Source organism: Aeromonas sp. 2HA2, assembly GCF_029237345.1.
GTDB classification, from domain to species: Bacteria; Pseudomonadota; Gammaproteobacteria; order Enterobacterales; family Aeromonadaceae; genus Aeromonas; species Aeromonas salmonicida.
In genome coordinates this window covers 19539-36062 of sequence record NZ_JAACGB010000001.1, presented here as the reverse complement: position 1 = coordinate 36062, position 16524 = coordinate 19539, and the positions used below count along the sequence as shown (strand labels likewise).

Here is a 16524-nt window from a genome sequence, read left to right as displayed (position 1 = left end):
AGAAGCCATGCCAAAACGTAACGACCTACAGAGCATCCTGATCCTCGGCGCCGGCCCCATCGTCATCGGTCAGGCCTGCGAATTTGACTACTCCGGCGCCCAGGCCTGCAAAGCCCTGCGCGAGGAGGGATACCGCGTCATCCTGGTGAACTCCAACCCGGCCACCATCATGACCGACCCCGAGATGGCCGATGCCACTTACATAGAGCCCATCACCTGGGAAGTGGTACGCGAGATCATCAAGAAAGAGCGCCCGGATGCCGTGCTGCCCACCATGGGTGGCCAGACTGCACTCAACTGCGCGCTGGATCTGGAGAAGCATGGCGTGCTGGCCGAGTTCGGTGTCGAGATGATCGGTGCCACCGCCGACGCCATCGACAAGGCCGAAGATCGCCGTCGCTTTGACATCGCCATGAAGAGCATTGGCCTCGAGTGCCCGCGCGCCGGCATCGCCCACAACATGGAAGAGGCGTGGGGCGTGCAGCAGATGGTCGGCTTCCCCTGCATCATCCGCCCCTCCTTTACCATGGGTGGCTCGGGCGGCGGCATTGCCTACAACACCGAAGAGTTCGTCGAGATCTGCGAGCGCGGTCTGGACTTGTCGCCGACCAAGGAGCTGCTCATCGATGAGTCGCTGATCGGCTGGAAAGAGTACGAGATGGAAGTAGTGCGGGATCGCAACGACAACTGCATCATCGTCTGCACCATCGAAAACTTCGACCCCATGGGCATCCACACCGGTGACTCCATCACGGTCGCGCCAGCCCAGACGCTGACCGACAAGGAGTTCCAGATCATGCGCAACGCCTCCATGGCGATACTGCGCGAGATCGGCGTCGAGACCGGCGGCTCCAACGTCCAGTTCGGCATCAACCCGAAAGATGGCCGCATGGTCATCATCGAGATGAACCCGCGGGTGTCCCGCTCCTCTGCACTGGCCTCCAAGGCGACCGGTTTCCCCATCGCCAAGATCGCCGCCAAGCTCGCCATCGGTTACACCCTGGACGAGCTGATGAACGATATCACCGGCGGCCGCACTCCGGCCTCCTTCGAGCCAGCCATCGACTACGTGGTCACCAAGGTGCCGCGCTTCAACTTTGAAAAGTTCGCCGGTGCCAATGACCGCCTGACTACCCAGATGAAGTCGGTCGGCGAAGTGATGGCCATTGGCCGCAACTTCCAGGAGTCCCTGCACAAGGCGCTGCGCAGTCTCGAGACGGGCAAGACCGGCTTTGACCCTATAGTTGACCTCAATGCCCCTGACTCCCTGACCCGCATCCGCCACGAGCTGCAGGACGCTGGCTGCGACCGCATCTGGTACATCGCCGATGCGTTTCGCGCCGGTCTTTCCATGGACGGCATTTTCAAGCTGACCAAGATAGACCCCTGGTTCCTGGTGCAGATAGAAGATCTCATCAAGCTGGAAGAGCAGGTGAGAGAGCGCGGCATGGCCGGTCTCGACGCCGACTTCCTGCGCGCCCTCAAGCGCAAGGGCTTCGCCGACGCGCGTCTGGCCAAGATCCTCGGCGTGGCAGAGGGCGAGGTGCGCAAACTGCGTGCCCGCCACAACATCTTCCCGATCTACAAGCGGGTCGATACCTGCGCCGCCGAGTTCGCTACCAACACCGCCTACATGTACTCCAGCTATGACGAAGAGTGCGAGGCCAACCCGACCAATCGTGACAAGATCATGATCATCGGCGGCGGCCCGAACCGTATCGGTCAGGGCATCGAGTTTGACTACTGCTGCGTGCACGCGGCACTGGCCCTGCGCGAAGACGGTTACGAGACCATCATGGTCAACTGCAACCCGGAAACCGTCTCCACCGATTACGACACCTCGGATCGCCTCTACTTCGAGCCGGTGACCCTGGAAGATGTGCTGGAAATCGTGCGCATCGAGAAACCCAAGGGCGTCATCGTGCAGTACGGCGGCCAGACCCCGCTCAAACTTGCACGGGCATTGGAAGCCAACGGCGTGCCGATCATAGGTACCAGCCCGGATGCCATCGACCGCGCCGAAGACCGCGAGCGCTTCCAGTCAGCCGTTGAGCGTCTGGGCCTCAAGCAGCCGGAAAACGGCACAGTCACCAACCTGGAGCAGGCTGTGCTGACCGCCGAGCGGATCACTTACCCGCTGGTGGTGCGCCCCTCCTATGTGCTGGGTGGCCGCGCCATGGAGATCGTCTATGACGAGACCGACCTGCGTCGCTACTTCGCCGAGGCGGTGAGCGTTTCCAACGAATCGCCGGTACTGCTGGACCGCTTCCTGGACGATGCCACCGAGCTGGACGTGGATGCCATCTGCGACGGCACCGATGTGGTTATCGGCGGCATCATGGAGCATATCGAGCAGGCCGGTATCCACTCCGGTGACTCCGGCTGCTCCCTGCCACCTTATACCTTGTCCAAGAAAATTCAGGACGAGATCCGCGAGCAGGTGCGCAAGCTGGCACTGGAACTCGGTGTGGTCGGCCTGATGAACGTGCAGTTTGCGGTCAAGGGCGATGACATCTACCTCATCGAAGTGAACCCGCGTGCTGCCCGTACCGTGCCCTTCGTCTCCAAGGCGACCGGTGCGCCGCTGGCCAAGATTGCCGCCCGCGTCATGGCCGGCCAGAGCCTGAAAGATCAGGGCTTTACCACCGAAATCATCCCGCCTTACTACTCGGTGAAAGAGGTGGTTCTGCCGTTCGCCAAGTTCCCTGGGGTTGACCCGCTGCTGGGGCCAGAGATGCGCTCTACCGGTGAGGTGATGGGGGTGGGCAGCAGCTTTGCCGAGGCCTATGCCAAGGCCCAGCTGGGTGCCAGCCATGCGGTGCCGAAAGAGGGTCGCGCGCTCTTGTCGGTGCGTCACAGCGACAAGGCGCTGGTGGTCGATTTGGCTGCCAAGCTGCTGGAGCTGGGCTACGAGCTGGATGCCACCCACGGCACCGCAGTGGCATTGGGGGAGGCGAGCATCAACCCGCGCCTGGTCAACAAGGTGCACGAGGGTCGCCCGCACATTCTCGACCGCATCAAGAATGGCGAGTACACCTACATCGTCAACACCGCCGAAGGGCGAGTGGCGATCCAGGACTCCAAGCAGTTGCGCCGCGCCGCCTTGCAGCACAAGGTGGCTTACACCACCACCATGAATGAGGCGTTTGCCACCTGCATGGCCATCAGCATGGATGCCACTGCCAACGTCAACTCGGTGCAGGAGCTGCATCAAAAGGTGAAAAACCGCTAAGCATTGCGTAACAAGGGTAGGGGAGTCTTTCTCTCCTTCTTTGCACAACACTTGCGAACCCTGAAAAACCCCGCCAGCGATGGTGGGGTTTCTGTTTTTTGGCGTCAGCACTGAGTAAAGAGTATTGGCCTGATTTCACATGGATAGGGATAGATAATCCCTTAAAGTTAACTAAATATGACAATAATTGCGCAATGTTCGATTTATACCGCAATCTTTGCAATCACTCACCCGACCCGCCTCTATATACTGGTTTCTCATCACATAAGGTCGTCTGCGCCTGCAACAGCGGGGTGCGAGGATCAGGGCCAGTTGCTTATCCGGTAGCCGAGGCCGTCCCCTTTTACCCAGAGGGGCCACAGGAAACCGGTTGTGGGGTTACCACCTGCGCAACCGTCAGGGCCAGCGTTACCGCGCAAGCCAGCTTCCCCCTCCTTACCCCGTTTGTTTGCCTGCCCAGTCGCGTCGTTGCTCACCTTCATTGCCCGCAACGGCGCCGCGCCTCAAGGACATCAGCCAAGGGAATCTGAATATGAGCTTCGATCATCGCAAATACCGCCCCGCCCCCGTTATTGCACTGGCGGACCGTCAATGGCCCAACCAGGTGATGACGCGGGCGCCGCTCTGGTGCGCCGTGGACTTGCGCGACGGCAATCAGGCGCTGGTCGAACCCATGACGGTGGCCCAGAAGCTGCAAATGTGGGCGCTCATGGTCCATGTCGGTTTCAAGCATATAGAGGTGGGGTTCCCCGCCGCCTCCCAGCCTGATTTCGACTTCGTGCGCGAGCTTATTGAGCGCAATCTCATTCCCGATGACGTCACCATACAGGTGCTGGTGCAGGCCCGCGAAGATCTGATCGCCCGCACCTTTGAATCGCTCAAGGGGGCCAAACGCGCCATCGTCCACGTCTACAACTCGGTCAACCCGACCCAGCGCAACTATGTGTTCAACACAGGGCGCGAGGGGGTCAAGGCCATCGCCGTGCAGGGCGCGCGCTGGGTGCGCGACCATGCGGCGCGCAACTCTGGCACAGAGTGGAGCTTTCAGTATTCGCCGGAGAGTTTCAGCAGCACAGAGGTGGAGTTCGCGGTAGAGGTGTGCGACGCCGTCATCGACGAGTGGCGCCCTGCTGGCCGCCCCATGATCCTCAACCTCCCTGCCACGGTCGAGGTGAGCACTCCCAATGTGTTCGCGGATCAGGTGGAGTGGTTCTGCCGCCACCTCAAGGCGCGCCCCGAGGTGAGCATCTCCATCCACACACACAACGACAGAGGCTGCGGGGTGGCCGCCGCCGAGCTGGCTGTGCTGGCGGGGGCCGATCGCATCGAGGGCACCCTGCTTGGCAACGGCGAGCGCACCGGCAACATGGACATAGTCACCATGGCCATGAACCTCTACAGCCAGGGGATTGATCCCGAGCTGGATCTCTCCGACATGGACGCCATAGTCGCGACCGTGGGGGCCTGCACCCAGATAGCCCTGCACCCGCGCCACCCCTACGCGGGCGAGCTGGTCTACACGGCGTTTTCCGGCAGCCACCAGGATGCGATTCGCAAATCTCTGGCGGCTGAGAAACCCGATGCCTACTGGGACGTGGCCTATCTGCCCATCGATCCCGCAGACCTTGGCCGCAGCTACGAGGCGGTGATCCGCATCAACAGCCAGTCCGGCAAGGGGGGCGTCACCTATCTGCTGGAGCGCGACCTTGGCCTGCAACTGCCGCGCTGGCTGCAAATCGACTTCAGCCGTCGGGTCCAGGCACAGGCCGAGGCAAGCAGCAGCGAAATTAGCCCGGAACAGATCCGTGCCCTGTTCGAGCAGCATTACCTCGAGCCGGTACACGGCTATCGCATCGGTCGCTTCCAGCTTGGTCACGACAGTCAGGAGAGTCTGCGCCTCGAGTTGCAGACCCCGAACGGCACCTTGCACCTGAGCGGCGAAGGGGAGGGGGCCATCACTGCGCTGGTCAACGGCTGGGAGCGCCAGACCGGGATGCACATCGATGTGCTCGATTACTCGGAACATGCCCTCTGCGCCGGTACCGAATCTCGCGCCGCCGCCTATGTGCTGCTCAGCGTCGATGGCCAGCGCATGTGCGGGGTCGCCATCGGCCGCGACGTGGTCAATGCCTCCCTGCAGGCGGTGATCAATGGTGCGGCGCAAATTGAGGCCCTGCGCCAAACGGCTTGAGTGCATGTCGCCAAAGAGCCCATCCGCTTGCAGCAGCCCCGCCCATCCGGCGGGGCTGCTCGATTGCGCCAGCGGGTGGTGCGTCAAGGCATCTGCGCCTTCAGATCCGCCTGTCAATCCTCTACAATAAGCGCCTGTTTGCGTTCGGAGCCGCTCCGTTCGCGTGACTCTCGTGTGCCGGGCGCCCAGCGCCTTGCCCCTGCATCGGAAGCCTTGATGATATTTTCCTCACCCCTTGTTCCCACTCGGCTCGCCATCCTGCCTCTCTTTGCAATCCTGTTGCTTGCCGGGTGTGCCAGCGACCCGACGGCGCCCAAGCAAGATGTCGCCATGAGCGCCCAGCAGGCCAAACAACCTATCGCTATGCAGCCACGCAAACCGGCAGACATGAAGAGCCGCATAGTGCGGTTCTTGCCGCGTCAGGTGCCAGACAAGCAGGGCTGGGCCAATGATGTGGTGACGGCGCTCTCGACGCAGGGAGTGACGGTAAGCGATCACAATGTCTGCACTGTGCTGGCGGTGGCCGAGCAGGAGGCCACCTATCAGGCTGACCCAGTGGTGCCGGGCCTTGGCAAGATTGCCTGGAAGGAGATAAATGCCCGCGCCGCCAAGCTGTTGATCCCGGAATTCGTGGTGCGCACGGCCCTTGGCATCAAGTCCCCCACCGGCAAGAGCTATGCCGAGCGCATCGACAAGCTTCGCACCGAGCGGGAGATGAGCGAGATCTTCGAAGACATGATCAGCATGGTGCCCATGGGCAAGACGCTGTTTGGCAACCTCAACCCGGTGCATACCGGCGGCCCCATGCAGGTGAGCATCGCCTTTGCCGAGGCAAATGCCCGTGGCTATCCCTATCCCGTCAAGAATTCCATTCGCCATGAGGTGTTCAGCCGTCGTGGCGGTATCTGGTTCGGCACCAGGCACCTGTTTGGCTATCCCGCCGACTACCCGGATACCCTCTATCGCTTCGCCGACTTCAATGCGGGCTGGTACGCCAGCCGCAACGCCGCCTTCCAGGCTGCCGTCAGCCGACTGAGCGGCAAAACCCTGGCGCTGGATGGTGATCTTGTCCGCTATGACTCAGACCTGCCGGGCAAGACTGAGCAGGCTGTCTATACCCTCGCCAGTCGGGTCAATATGAGCAAGCAGGCGATCCACCAGAGCCTGCGCAAAGGGAATACCGCCGAATTTGCCCAGACCGACCTCTATCACAGGGTCTTTACCCTGGCCGACAAGCAGGCCGGCAAGCGCCAGCCCCGCGCCGTGCTGCCCGGCATTCAACTCAAGAGCCCCAAGATCACCCGCAACCTCACCACCGCCTGGTTCGCCAAGCGGGTGGATGACAGGGAGCAGGCCTGCGTCAGGAAGCTGGCGACCATTCGCTGACAGTCAGAGACAATAAGGGCGGCCAAGTGGCCGCCCTTGTTTCACTCCCAACTGCATGTTCAGGGGTCAGGCCCTGTTGTTCTGCATCGCCGTCCCAGGGGGCGTCTTCGCAAGGGGCAGCATCCCCCTGCATGTCGGGTATCCGCGGCATCCCCAGAACTGATTGCCTCTGTTTTCTCGCCGGCTGGCGGTACGCAAGATCATGGCATTGCCACATCTGGGGCAAGTCGGATTTTGGTCACCGAGCGGTTGGGCGGTGACAGGGGAGGGCGCGGTCCTCTTTTCGTCAGCGGATAACTGCTTGCGAGGCGCTTCGCTGTGACGCGCCTTCAGCTGGGCCACATGCTGCCTGTGGGTCTGCCAGTTGGCTGCTAGCCGTCCCTGCTGGATGGTCTCGACCACTTGCGTGACCTCGGCCGGGGTCAATACCTGGGTGGTTTTTCCTTTGATATGGCGGATCAACCCGCGGTTCATCACGTTGTCCGGCATGGGGGTCTTGAAGGTGCAGTCGCCAATGAAATAGATGACGGAGTGGAGTTGATGATCCGCCACCCCCCGCAGGGACTTGAGGGTTATCATGTGCAGGTGGTTCTGGTGCAGGGGATTCTGGAAGCTGTGTTTGCGGCGATAGATCTGCTGGGTCCAACTCTTATGGGCAGGATTGCCGAATATCCACCCCTTGATGTTTTTGGTCTCTATCACGAAGACCCCGAAGCGTGACACCAGCACATGGTCGATCTGGGTCGTGCCCTGCGGGGTAGGCAGGGTCACGCCCTTAAGCAGGTGATATTCCTGCTTGTCGAGAAAGAGACGGAGGCTGAGATTGATAAACCACTCCCCGATCATCCCCTTGAACCAGGGTGTTTTGATCAGGGTGGCAATCAACAGCAGTGGCAGGAGAAACCAGAGCTGGTTCAGCAGCGGCGCTATGACAGCAGTGATATCCATGTGATTTAGCCTTCACAGACCTGGGTCAAGGATGTGTCTCGATGGGGATGATGCTGCGGCATTTGGGATAGCTGGGGCAGCCCCAGAAGCTGTTGCCCTTGGTATCTCCCCGTTTGCTGGTCCTCAGTACCATGGTTGTACCGCATTTGGGACAAACCGGTGCCGGACCTGTATGGGCGGCCACGCTGTCCTGCTGGTCACTGTCGCTTGCGACGCGCTCCAATGTGATGCGCACCTCCTCGCTCACTCGGATAATGCGCTGGGCTTCATCGTAGGCATCGCGGTACAGGTCGCTGTCTTCCGAACGCTGGATCAATACCCCCATCTCGTTGTTATTCACCTGGCTGAACTCATAGAGGTTCAGGCTGGTGATGATGCACATCTCTTCATTGAGGTAGCACTTGGCATGGAGGTTCTTGCAAAAGCTGGTGCGGATATAGGTGAGCTCCTTGAGCCAGCTGATCTCTTCCGGCTGAAGCTCACTTTTGCCATAGACGATCCGCACATCGATCTTGAGGCGGTTCTTGTCGGTCAGCAGCTCCTTGATCCTGTCATTGAGCTTGAGGAAGGGACTGATCAGGATCAGTCGTTCCTTGGCGTCCTTGATCAGCTCTTCAAGGAAATAGTTGGTTGCGCTGGTATTCAGAAATTTGGCCATAACAAGCTCCCTGTCCTTGGAAATGTCATGTGTTCTCTGGTCACGGTAGGCAGTAAGACCGACCTCCATCCTTGGCACAGCACAGCGTCACAGTATCCATCGCCGCCCCATGCCCACATGCTAGGAGATACAGGTGGGACCTGATAGTGGCAATTGAGTCAAATGTGCGTCCAGTCAGAGATTTTGCTGTCGAGGCGGGTCATGTCGCCATGCCAAGGCACTAGAAACTCATCGCCAGCCCGACGCCGTAGCCGCTGGTGTTGTGGCTGAACAAATAGCGGGCTACCAGCCGGGTGCGGGTCACTATGATGTCGTACTTGCTGCTGTCGAGTTCTATCCCGAGCCCCAGCGAGTTGAGGGAGTTGAAACCGAGCAGGCCCCGTTGCTCGCCGAGATATTCGGTGCGAGCCCCTTCCATCACGTAGCGCAGCGGCTTGTCCAGCAGTGTGAAATTGCCGATGGGGGCGCGGCGGCGCAGGTAGAGGCCGAGGTTCTTCGCATTGGCCTGACCGGTTACGCTGGCCGAGGTGCCGCCGAAGCTTTGCAGATGCTGGTAGGAGTAGCGCAGCTCAACGTCGATATCCTGCTGTGCAGAGAAGAGTTCATAGTCGAGCATCATGGCGCCACCCAGGCCGTAGACATCGAGCCTGCCGCCATCGAGAAAGTCGAGGTTCTTGCCTGTGTATTGGCCCAGCAGCCAGTTGCCGATGCGCAGATCGCTTGCCACAGTACCCAGCGTGACGTTGCCGATGGGGCGCAATACCCAGTTGCCGCCGTGACGATCCTGATGCAGATGAAGATCCCAGCCGATGCCACCCGTGGCGGTGAGACTGTTCCATCGGGTGGGGATAGTGCGACTCTCGCTGCCGTTGCTCACCACGAATTTGGGATCGTAGCGGCTAAAACCCAGGGTCCCTTCCAGATAGATGGGCACACTCTCGCTCATGGTGGCGCCGCCGCCCATCTGGGTCATGTTGAGCGCCGACGATGCCGTTGTGCTGGTGTTGCTGCCGATGTCGAGGTTGCTGGCTGTGATGTCGGGCACCACAGTGAAGGTCATCAGCGACACCACTGCGTTGGCACGTTTTTGTATTAGTGACGACTCTTCAGCCATGGCGCCATGGCTGAGCAAGGGGGTGATCAGCAGGGGTAGGGTAGTGCGAAGGGTTGTGTGTGTGGGCATGCCTTGTTCCCCCGAAGCCGGTTGTGATGATGCGCCGTTTGACTGTAGCGACTTTTTCTCATCTTGGCAGCCCAAGGGTGAGCCGGTTGAAGCTTATACATCGCCGAGCATATCGCCGAGCCGGAGGGCTCGTTCAACCCTTGTCCTGCCATTCGCTTTTTGTATTGATTGCTGACTTTGTGCCAGACATTAATTTTTTGTTCACTTGCGCGGGTGTATAACAAGAACCCCTTCAAGGAGGGAAAGGGGATGGCGACAGGGAGTGTCAGCCGCAGCGGGGGCCATCGGGTCCCCCGGGATAGATGCTCACTGACGTTGATGGGAGTCACCAGATGCAGGATATGCTGCTTGCCATATGGCAACAGGACTTTGACCAATTGATCCAGATGCAGGCGGCGGGCCTGCTCGTCACCTGTCTGGTGGTTATCCTCTTTCTCGAGTCGAGCTTCGTGTTTTTACCCCTGCCCGGTGACAGTCTGGTGCTGCTGGCCGGTGGCCTGGTGGGGATGGGAGTGCTCGGCCCCGAAGTGACCCTTGTCTACATGCCGCTCGCCGCCGGGATCGGCAGCCTGGTCGCCTATCTGCAGGGCCATGCGCTGCACGGCACCTCCTTTATGGGCCATGTGGAGCGGATGATCCCGGACGGCAGTCTGCCACGGGCCTCGCGTCTGCTGCACAACTACGGCTTCTGGGCCCTGTTTTCCTCTCGCTTCGTGCCCTTCGTCAGGGTGCTGACGCCCATGCTGATGGGGGTCTCCCGCCTGCATCTGCCCCGGGTGGTGATGGCCAGTTTTGCCAGCGCCTTCCTCTGGGCCCTGCTGCTGAGTCTGGTGGGCAAGTTCGTGATGGCGGCGCCGGCGTTCGTCCAGTATCACGAATTGATGACCAAGTGCCTGCTGGTGACCTCCCTCGGTCTGTTCGTTATCGCAATGGCGGCCATCGCCATCCGGTTGTTCAAGCGCCCGACCAATCGCATTCGCTGAGTGATATCCGGGGGAGCGCAGGCTGGCCCCGGGTTCTCCATTGATTCACCAATGGCATTGGCCGGGCCCAGACGGGCCGCCAATGCCGCCCATCAACCATCAAGCAGGTACTTTATGCCATGTCGTGACACCCTGAGCCTTCGTCCCCTCGAACGAGAGGATTTGAAATTCGTACATCAGCTCAACAACAACGCCAGCATAATGCGTTACTGGTTCGAGGAGCCTTACGAGGCTTACATGGAGCTGGCCCAGCTCTATGACAAGCACATCCACGATCAGCAAGAACGCCGTTTCATCCTGGAGGTGGAGGGCACCAATGTTGGCCTGGTGGAGCTGGTGGATATTCGAAGCATCCACCGCCGCGCCGAGTTTCAGATCATCATAGCCCCCGCCTATCAGGGGCTGGGCTATGCCAAGACTGCGACCCTGAAGGCGATGAAGTATGCCTTCAACGTGCTGAATCTGCACAAGTTGTATCTCATCGTCGACAGTGACAATGCCAAGGCGCGCCACGTTTATCAGTCGCTGGGGTTCGCGCCGGAGGGGGAGCTGAAAGAGGAGTTCTTCATCGATGGCAAATATCGCACCGCCATTCGCATGTGTCTGTTTCAGCGTGATTTTCAGGAAAATGTTGCCAACAGGGTCTAACGTTTCCTGACATTCTGGTGCCGATGGGGGCAGGGCTGCGCTGGCCGATGCCAGTGATGCGGCTCTCTTTGTCGGCACCTTTCTCGTGACAGGATAAAAACTCAGGCCATTTGAGGCAGAATTTGTGATGCCTATCTGTTACACTTCGCGCCCGCCATTTTCCGGCTCATTTTCTGACTTGATGTCGGACGCAGCCACCGGTGGTATCAACCTCCGCCTCGCCTACGCCGAGCCGCAAGCCAAACACAGTCCAGCTGGAACACAGGAACCCATTATGAGATTTGAATCGTTCGATTTTTCCCCCGAGATTTTGCGTGCTGTCTCAGATTGCGGTTATCAGGAGATGACCCCTGTGCAGCGCCAGGCGATCCCGACTATCCGTCGCGGTCTCGATGTGTTGGCCAGCGCCCAGACAGGTACCGGCAAGACTGCCGCCTTCGCCCTGCCGATATTGCAGCGCCTGGTGGACAAGCCGGCCGAGCTGCAGCCGTCCAATGCCCGCGTGCTGATCCTGACCCCGACTCGCGAGCTGGCGGCCCAGGTGGCGAGCAACATCAATGATTTTGCTAAGTACCTGGATGTCACCGTACTCACGCTCGTTGGCGGCGGCAAGCAGGATGTGCAGGCCAAGAAGCTGAAAGCGGGTGCTCACATCATAGTGGCGACCCCGGGTCGTCTGCTGGAGCACCTGACCGCCTGCAACCTCAGCCTGTCCGGCGTCGAGTGTCTGGTGCTGGACGAAGCGGATCGCATCCTCGACATGGGCTTTAGCGCCGATGTGCAGCAGATCCTGCAAGCGGTCAACAAGGAGCGCCAGAACCTGCTGTTCTCCGCCACTTTCTCCGACGGGGTGAAGAAGCTGGCCAACGTCATGCTGGACAAGCCGCAGATCATCAGCGTCAACAAGCAGAACTCCACCGCCGATACCGTTACTCACACCGTCTATCCGGTGGAGCAGAAGCGCAAGCGCGAGCTGCTCTCCGAGCTCATCGGCAAGCAGAACTGGCCGCAGGTGTTGGTGTTTGCCAGTACCCGCGAAAGCTGTGACGAGCTGGTGGCCGAGCTGAACCTGGATGGCATCAAGTCCGCCGTTGTGCATGGTGACAAGGCCCAGGGCAGCCGTCGCCGTGCCCTGCGCGAATTCACCGAAGGCAAGCTGCGGGTGCTGGTCGCCACCGAAGTGGCCGCCCGTGGTCTGGACATCCCGGATCTGCAGTACGTGGTCAACTACGATCTGCCGTTCCTGGCCGAAGATTACGTGCACCGCATCGGTCGTACCGGCCGTGCCGGCAAGAGCGGCATGGCCATCTCCTTCGTCAGCCGCGAAGAAGAGCGCACCCTGCTCGAGATCGAGGCGCTGATCGGCCAGAAGATCCGCCGTGTCATGGCGAAGGGCTACGAAGTGGGCAACCGTGACGAGCTGATCAAGCAGTTGCAGGAGCGTCGTCGCTTCGGCAAGCGTCCCCAGCGTGAAGACAACGCCGCCGCCCAGGCCATGGCCGAAGCCAAGTTGCAGGGTCAGCGCCTCAAGCGTCTGGCGGCAATGAAGAAGCCGCGCCAGCCGAAATAAGCGCGCCCAACCCCATCCGGGCCTTCCCCTTGTCAGGGCAGGCCCGGACGGGCGATTTTGTATTTAAAGGCGCCACTGGCGCCTTTATGCTGTTGATGACCCGGCCCCTGGCCCGCCCGTCTCTCTGAGGACTCGTGATGACACCTCCCAACTACAATCAGGCCCTGCTCGACATGGCCACCCAGAGCCTTGCCGAGCTGGCGCGCACCGCCGAGCAGAAGGCGGGCAAGCGTACCCCGGCCCAGGAGAGCCATTTTCTCTGCACCTGGATGGCGGACTCCCTCAAGGAGAAGCGTTTCTCCCGTCTGGTGATGGAGGATCTGAAAGGCTGGATCCAGCAGGGCCGCACCCTGGGAGCCGGTGCCGATCTCAAGGGCCTGCTGGAGCGCATCGCCTTCCAGTACGCCCGGGTGCAAGCGGACTCACAACAGCTCGGCACCAGGCTTGCCGCCCTGCTGGCCGAGCTGGAAGCCGCGGGTTGGTTGGTGTTTACCGACAGCGAGGTGAACGCCAAGCTGCGCTTGCAGGGACAGGGCCAATCCAGTCTGGTGATCTCCAGTTGCGAATATGGCGAGCACATAGTGCAGGGTGAGTTGATCAAACCGTTGACCCTGTACGTGCGCGGTGATGAAACCAGGCTGGCGCAAGCGGCCTTTCACCATGGTCTGCTGCTGAGCCAGGGCAACAAGAAGGTCACTCTGGTCAAGCACCACAAGGCGTACCGTCTGGTGCCCGCCAACTTGCAGCCCGCGCTGGCGCTGTTGGCCGAGGCGAAAGCCTGACGGCGAGCCTCTTCCCCTGTTGTTCCCAAATATTGTTCCCAAACCCCGGCCTGGCGCCGGGTTTTTTTATGCGCCAGTGATGGTGCTGGCGGGCTTGGTCGGGTGAGGCGAGAGCAAGCGAAATTTTTACAGGAACCTTTTTACAAGCACCTTTTACAGGAACCTTTTACAAGAACTAAAGGGGCCGCGTGATACGGCCAGCGGGTTCCCGTTTTGTCGTTCGAAATGTGTCGCATGGCAGCGTGCCTGCATCTTGCCCCCCTCTGATGGGGGGCGTCCCCCATATGGTGGGATGGTGGTGGAAAATTTCTGCTCTAGGGTGAGTGAGCCCCAAAGAGGGCCTTAAGGAAGCAAACCGCCTGATGGCGACACTCAATGAATGAGGAAACATGATGAAAGTGACTCCAATAGCCTTGCTGCTGGCCGGTGTGCTGGCTTCCCCGCTCTGCGCCGCCGGGCTCGATGCCCAACTCACCCTGGTGGATGGCAGCACAGACGACGTGCGCGTCAACCTGACATTGACCAACACGGGTGACAAGCCTATCCGTCTGCTCAAGTGGCAACTGCCGGGCAGCGACGATGCCCCCCTGTTTTTGGTGGAGCGGGATGGTCAACCGGTCAGCTATGAGGGGGCGCTGATCAAGCGTGCGGCGCCAACCGACAAGGATTTCCAGCTGCTCAAGGCTGGTCAGAGTCTGACGGTGCAGGCGGAAGTGTCGGGTCTCTATGACATGAGTGCACAGGGTCAGTACAGCATCCGCTATCAGCTGCCGACTCTGCCAGGGACGACGAAAGCGGCCAAGGCCAAGCAAGCCCAGGCGAGCGAGTCCAACGCCATCACCCTGTGGGTGGAGGGGGTGAACGATGAGCGGGTTCAGGCCAAGGTGGCCGCCGCCGAGCCCCAGGCTGTTGCCGGTTCTGTCAGTTTCAGCGGACGCTGCACCAACACCCAGAAGAGCGATCTGTTGACGGCGCTGGATGCCGCCAGTGGCATCAGCAACAACGCCAGCAGCTATCTGGCGGTCGACAAGCCCGATGGCCAGCGCTATCGCAGCTGGTTCGGGGCCTATAGCAGTGCCCGTTGGGATCAGGCCGAGACGAACTTCAGCAAGATCAAGGATGCCATCGACAACAAGCCGCTCACCTTTGACTGCAGCTGCAAGCAGAGCTACTTCGCCTATGTCTATCCGGATCAACCCTACAAGGTCTATCTGTGCAAGAGCTTCTGGACGGCGCCCGTCACCGGGACCGATTCCCGTGCCGGCACCATAGTCCATGAGCTGAGTCACTTCAACGTGGTGGCAGGCACCGACGATCTGGGTTACGGTCAGGCCAATGCCCGCAATCTGGCGAAGACGGATCCGGTCAAGGCGCTCAACAACGCCGACAATCATGAATACTTCGCTGAGAATACCCCGAGCGAAAACTGATCCGCTGACAGGGGCCGCAAGGCCCCTTTTTGATGCTGAAGGAGGCTCCATGATGACACTCTTGCTCACCACCCTCGCGCTCGCTCCCCTGCAGTGTGAACTGTCGGTCAAGGCACACAGCCGGGTGAACGAGCCCTTGCCCCTGGTGATGACCTTGACCAACAAGGGGGAGGGGCCGCTCGAGGTGTTGAGCTGGTTCACCCCGTTCGAAGGCTGGTTCGCCGATGCCATCGATCTCACCCTCGACAATCAGCCGCTGGTTTACAAAGGACCGCTCGCCAAGCGTGGCGAACCCGGTGCCGATGACTTCTTCATTCTGGGGGCGGGTCAGCAGAGCCAGGCGGATGCAGATCTGACCCAGGTCTACGATTTGTCCCGGCCAGGCCTCTATCACCTCAGCTATCGCGCCCAGCCCTTGACCCTGACCCAGGGGGTCGCCCCCAGCTGCTCCGCCATCAGTTTCACCAGGTTGGCGGCACCCTAAGCGGCGTCACGCCCGTTTGCTGCGTTCAGCAGCCCCACAGCGCGGGCCGCGACTGCCAGATAGCGGGATGCATCGCCGGGTCTGCTTGCCTGTTCCCGCCAGCAGCAGTGCACCAGCTTGATCACATGATCGTCCAGACTGGCGAGCGCTCGTTCCAACACTTGCTGCCAGGATAATCCGTTGCAGGCAGGCCATGTCTGGGAGCGCAGGTGCGGAGCCCCGACCGTGATATAAGCCGCCGCCACCGCCTGCCACATCAAGGTCTGCCACTGCCCTTGCCACTCGCTGGGCAACTGCGTTGCGACAATGGCTGCGGCCCGGCTGCCGGTCACCATGTGGAGCACGGTGAAATTGCTGGTTTGCCAATAGAGCGGCAGGGCCACCTCGGCCAGTTGTGTCAAAACAGACGATGACTCGGCGAGCGTTTGCGGCAGCGTGCCTGGCCAGCGCGGCGCCTCTGCCACCTGCTGCAAGCGTTCCGAGATCCACTCGCCCTGCCAGCGTCTCCCTTCCCACTGTGCTGATAGTCCGGCCAGCAGACTGGCGACATCCCGGGCCGGTGCGCCTTCCCCGACAGGCAGTATCAGGGGACTGCACTGCCAGGCGGCCAGTGCCGCAGCCTGCTCTCCCACATGACCATTTTCCAGGGCACAGGCGAAGCGAATAAGAGGATGGAAGGCGCCGCCCGCCGGTGAGAAGCACCGGGCCAGCAGAGTCTCGAAGAGAGGCAACCAGCCCTCGGCGGCAATCCGGTCTGCCAACTGCTGACGCAGTCGTACGAAACGGATTTCATCCTCGTCCTGACTTGTTTCCCCGCTCGGCAGCGCATGGGTTGCCTGCCAATGATCGAAGAAATGCTGCAACTGGCGGGGGCTTGCACCCATCTCATGCAGGGCGTGCAGCGCCATGGGGCAGTGGTTGGTGGTGCCTTTGCCGTTGAGGGCAAAAGCCCGGTTGGCATCGAGCAAGTGGTGAAGATGGTTCATAATCATTTGACTCCTTTTGCGAGGGGAGACAGGATTGTGCAAG

At 60.6% G+C, this 16524-nt stretch carries 13 protein-coding genes; 9 read left to right on the top strand and 4 right to left on the bottom strand.

Annotated elements, in window-relative coordinates:
- Nucleotides 1-7 precede the first annotated feature (7 nt).
- The 3 genes from carB (at nucleotide 8) to GWQ29_RS00115 (ending at nucleotide 6809) form a co-directional block, all read left to right on the top strand.
- Nucleotides 8-3232, top strand: a complete 3225-nt coding sequence (carB, locus tag GWQ29_RS00125; protein ID WP_275918500.1) for a carbamoyl-phosphate synthase large subunit — start codon at nucleotides 8-10, stop codon at nucleotides 3230-3232.
- Nucleotides 3233-3764: 532 nt separating this feature from the next.
- Nucleotides 3765-5423: a 2-isopropylmalate synthase gene (leuA, locus tag GWQ29_RS00120; RefSeq protein WP_275918499.1), complete on the top strand. Its 1659-nt coding sequence runs from the start codon at nucleotides 3765-3767 to the stop codon at nucleotides 5421-5423.
- Nucleotides 5424-5639: 216 nt separating this feature from the next.
- Entirely contained in the window at nucleotides 5640-6809 is a 1170-nt protein-coding gene (locus tag GWQ29_RS00115; protein ID WP_275918498.1) for a DUF1615 family protein, read from the top strand.
- Between the two features lie 66 nt (nucleotides 6810-6875).
- On the opposite strand, the gene GWQ29_RS00110 is transcribed toward GWQ29_RS00115, so the two are convergent.
- From GWQ29_RS00110 to GWQ29_RS00100, 3 genes are all read right to left on the bottom strand, one after another.
- Entirely contained in the window at nucleotides 6876-7757 is an 882-nt protein-coding gene (locus GWQ29_RS00110) for an NERD domain-containing protein (RefSeq protein ID WP_275918497.1), read from the bottom strand.
- A 25-nt stretch (nucleotides 7758-7782) separates the two neighbouring features.
- The gene (locus GWQ29_RS00105) at nucleotides 7783-8415 is read right to left on the bottom strand and encodes a topoisomerase DNA-binding C4 zinc finger domain-containing protein (RefSeq protein WP_265452445.1); all 633 of its coding nucleotides are present in this window, start codon (nucleotides 8413-8415) and stop codon (nucleotides 7783-7785) included.
- Between the two features lie 220 nt (nucleotides 8416-8635).
- Nucleotides 8636-9598, bottom strand: a complete 963-nt coding sequence (locus GWQ29_RS00100) for a hypothetical protein (protein WP_275918496.1) — start codon at nucleotides 9596-9598, stop codon at nucleotides 8636-8638.
- A 332-nt stretch (nucleotides 9599-9930) separates the two neighbouring features.
- Here GWQ29_RS00100 and GWQ29_RS00095 point away from each other — a divergent pair, with 332 nt between their 5' ends.
- From GWQ29_RS00095 to GWQ29_RS00070, 6 genes are all read left to right on the top strand, one after another.
- Complete coding sequence (locus GWQ29_RS00095; RefSeq protein ID WP_005314658.1) at nucleotides 9931-10581, top strand: DedA family protein; 651 nt, start codon at nucleotides 9931-9933, stop codon at nucleotides 10579-10581.
- Nucleotides 10582-10695: 114 nt separating this feature from the next.
- Complete coding sequence (speG, locus tag GWQ29_RS00090) at nucleotides 10696-11229, top strand: spermidine N1-acetyltransferase (protein WP_275918495.1); 534 nt, start codon at nucleotides 10696-10698, stop codon at nucleotides 11227-11229.
- Between the two features lie 274 nt (nucleotides 11230-11503).
- Nucleotides 11504-12799: a DEAD/DEAH box helicase gene (locus GWQ29_RS00085; RefSeq protein WP_275918494.1), complete on the top strand. Its 1296-nt coding sequence runs from the start codon at nucleotides 11504-11506 to the stop codon at nucleotides 12797-12799.
- A 137-nt stretch (nucleotides 12800-12936) separates the two neighbouring features.
- Nucleotides 12937-13581, top strand: coding sequence for a DUF2913 family protein (locus GWQ29_RS00080; protein WP_275918493.1), 645 nt, complete (start codon nucleotides 12937-12939; stop codon nucleotides 13579-13581).
- 389 nt (nucleotides 13582-13970) lie between these two features.
- Nucleotides 13971-15011: a M35 family metallo-endopeptidase gene (locus GWQ29_RS00075; protein ID WP_034524516.1), complete on the top strand. Its 1041-nt coding sequence runs from the start codon at nucleotides 13971-13973 to the stop codon at nucleotides 15009-15011.
- Nucleotides 15012-15060: 49 nt separating this feature from the next.
- Nucleotides 15061-15495: a protease gene (locus GWQ29_RS00070; protein WP_275918492.1), complete on the top strand. Its 435-nt coding sequence runs from the start codon at nucleotides 15061-15063 to the stop codon at nucleotides 15493-15495.
- Here GWQ29_RS00070 and GWQ29_RS00065 read toward each other — a convergent pair.
- Nucleotides 15492-16487: a questin oxidase family protein gene (locus tag GWQ29_RS00065; protein ID WP_275918491.1), complete on the bottom strand. Its 996-nt coding sequence runs from the start codon at nucleotides 16485-16487 to the stop codon at nucleotides 15492-15494. The genes GWQ29_RS00070 and GWQ29_RS00065 overlap by 4 nt on opposite strands.
- Between the last annotated feature and the right edge of the window lie 37 nt (nucleotides 16488-16524).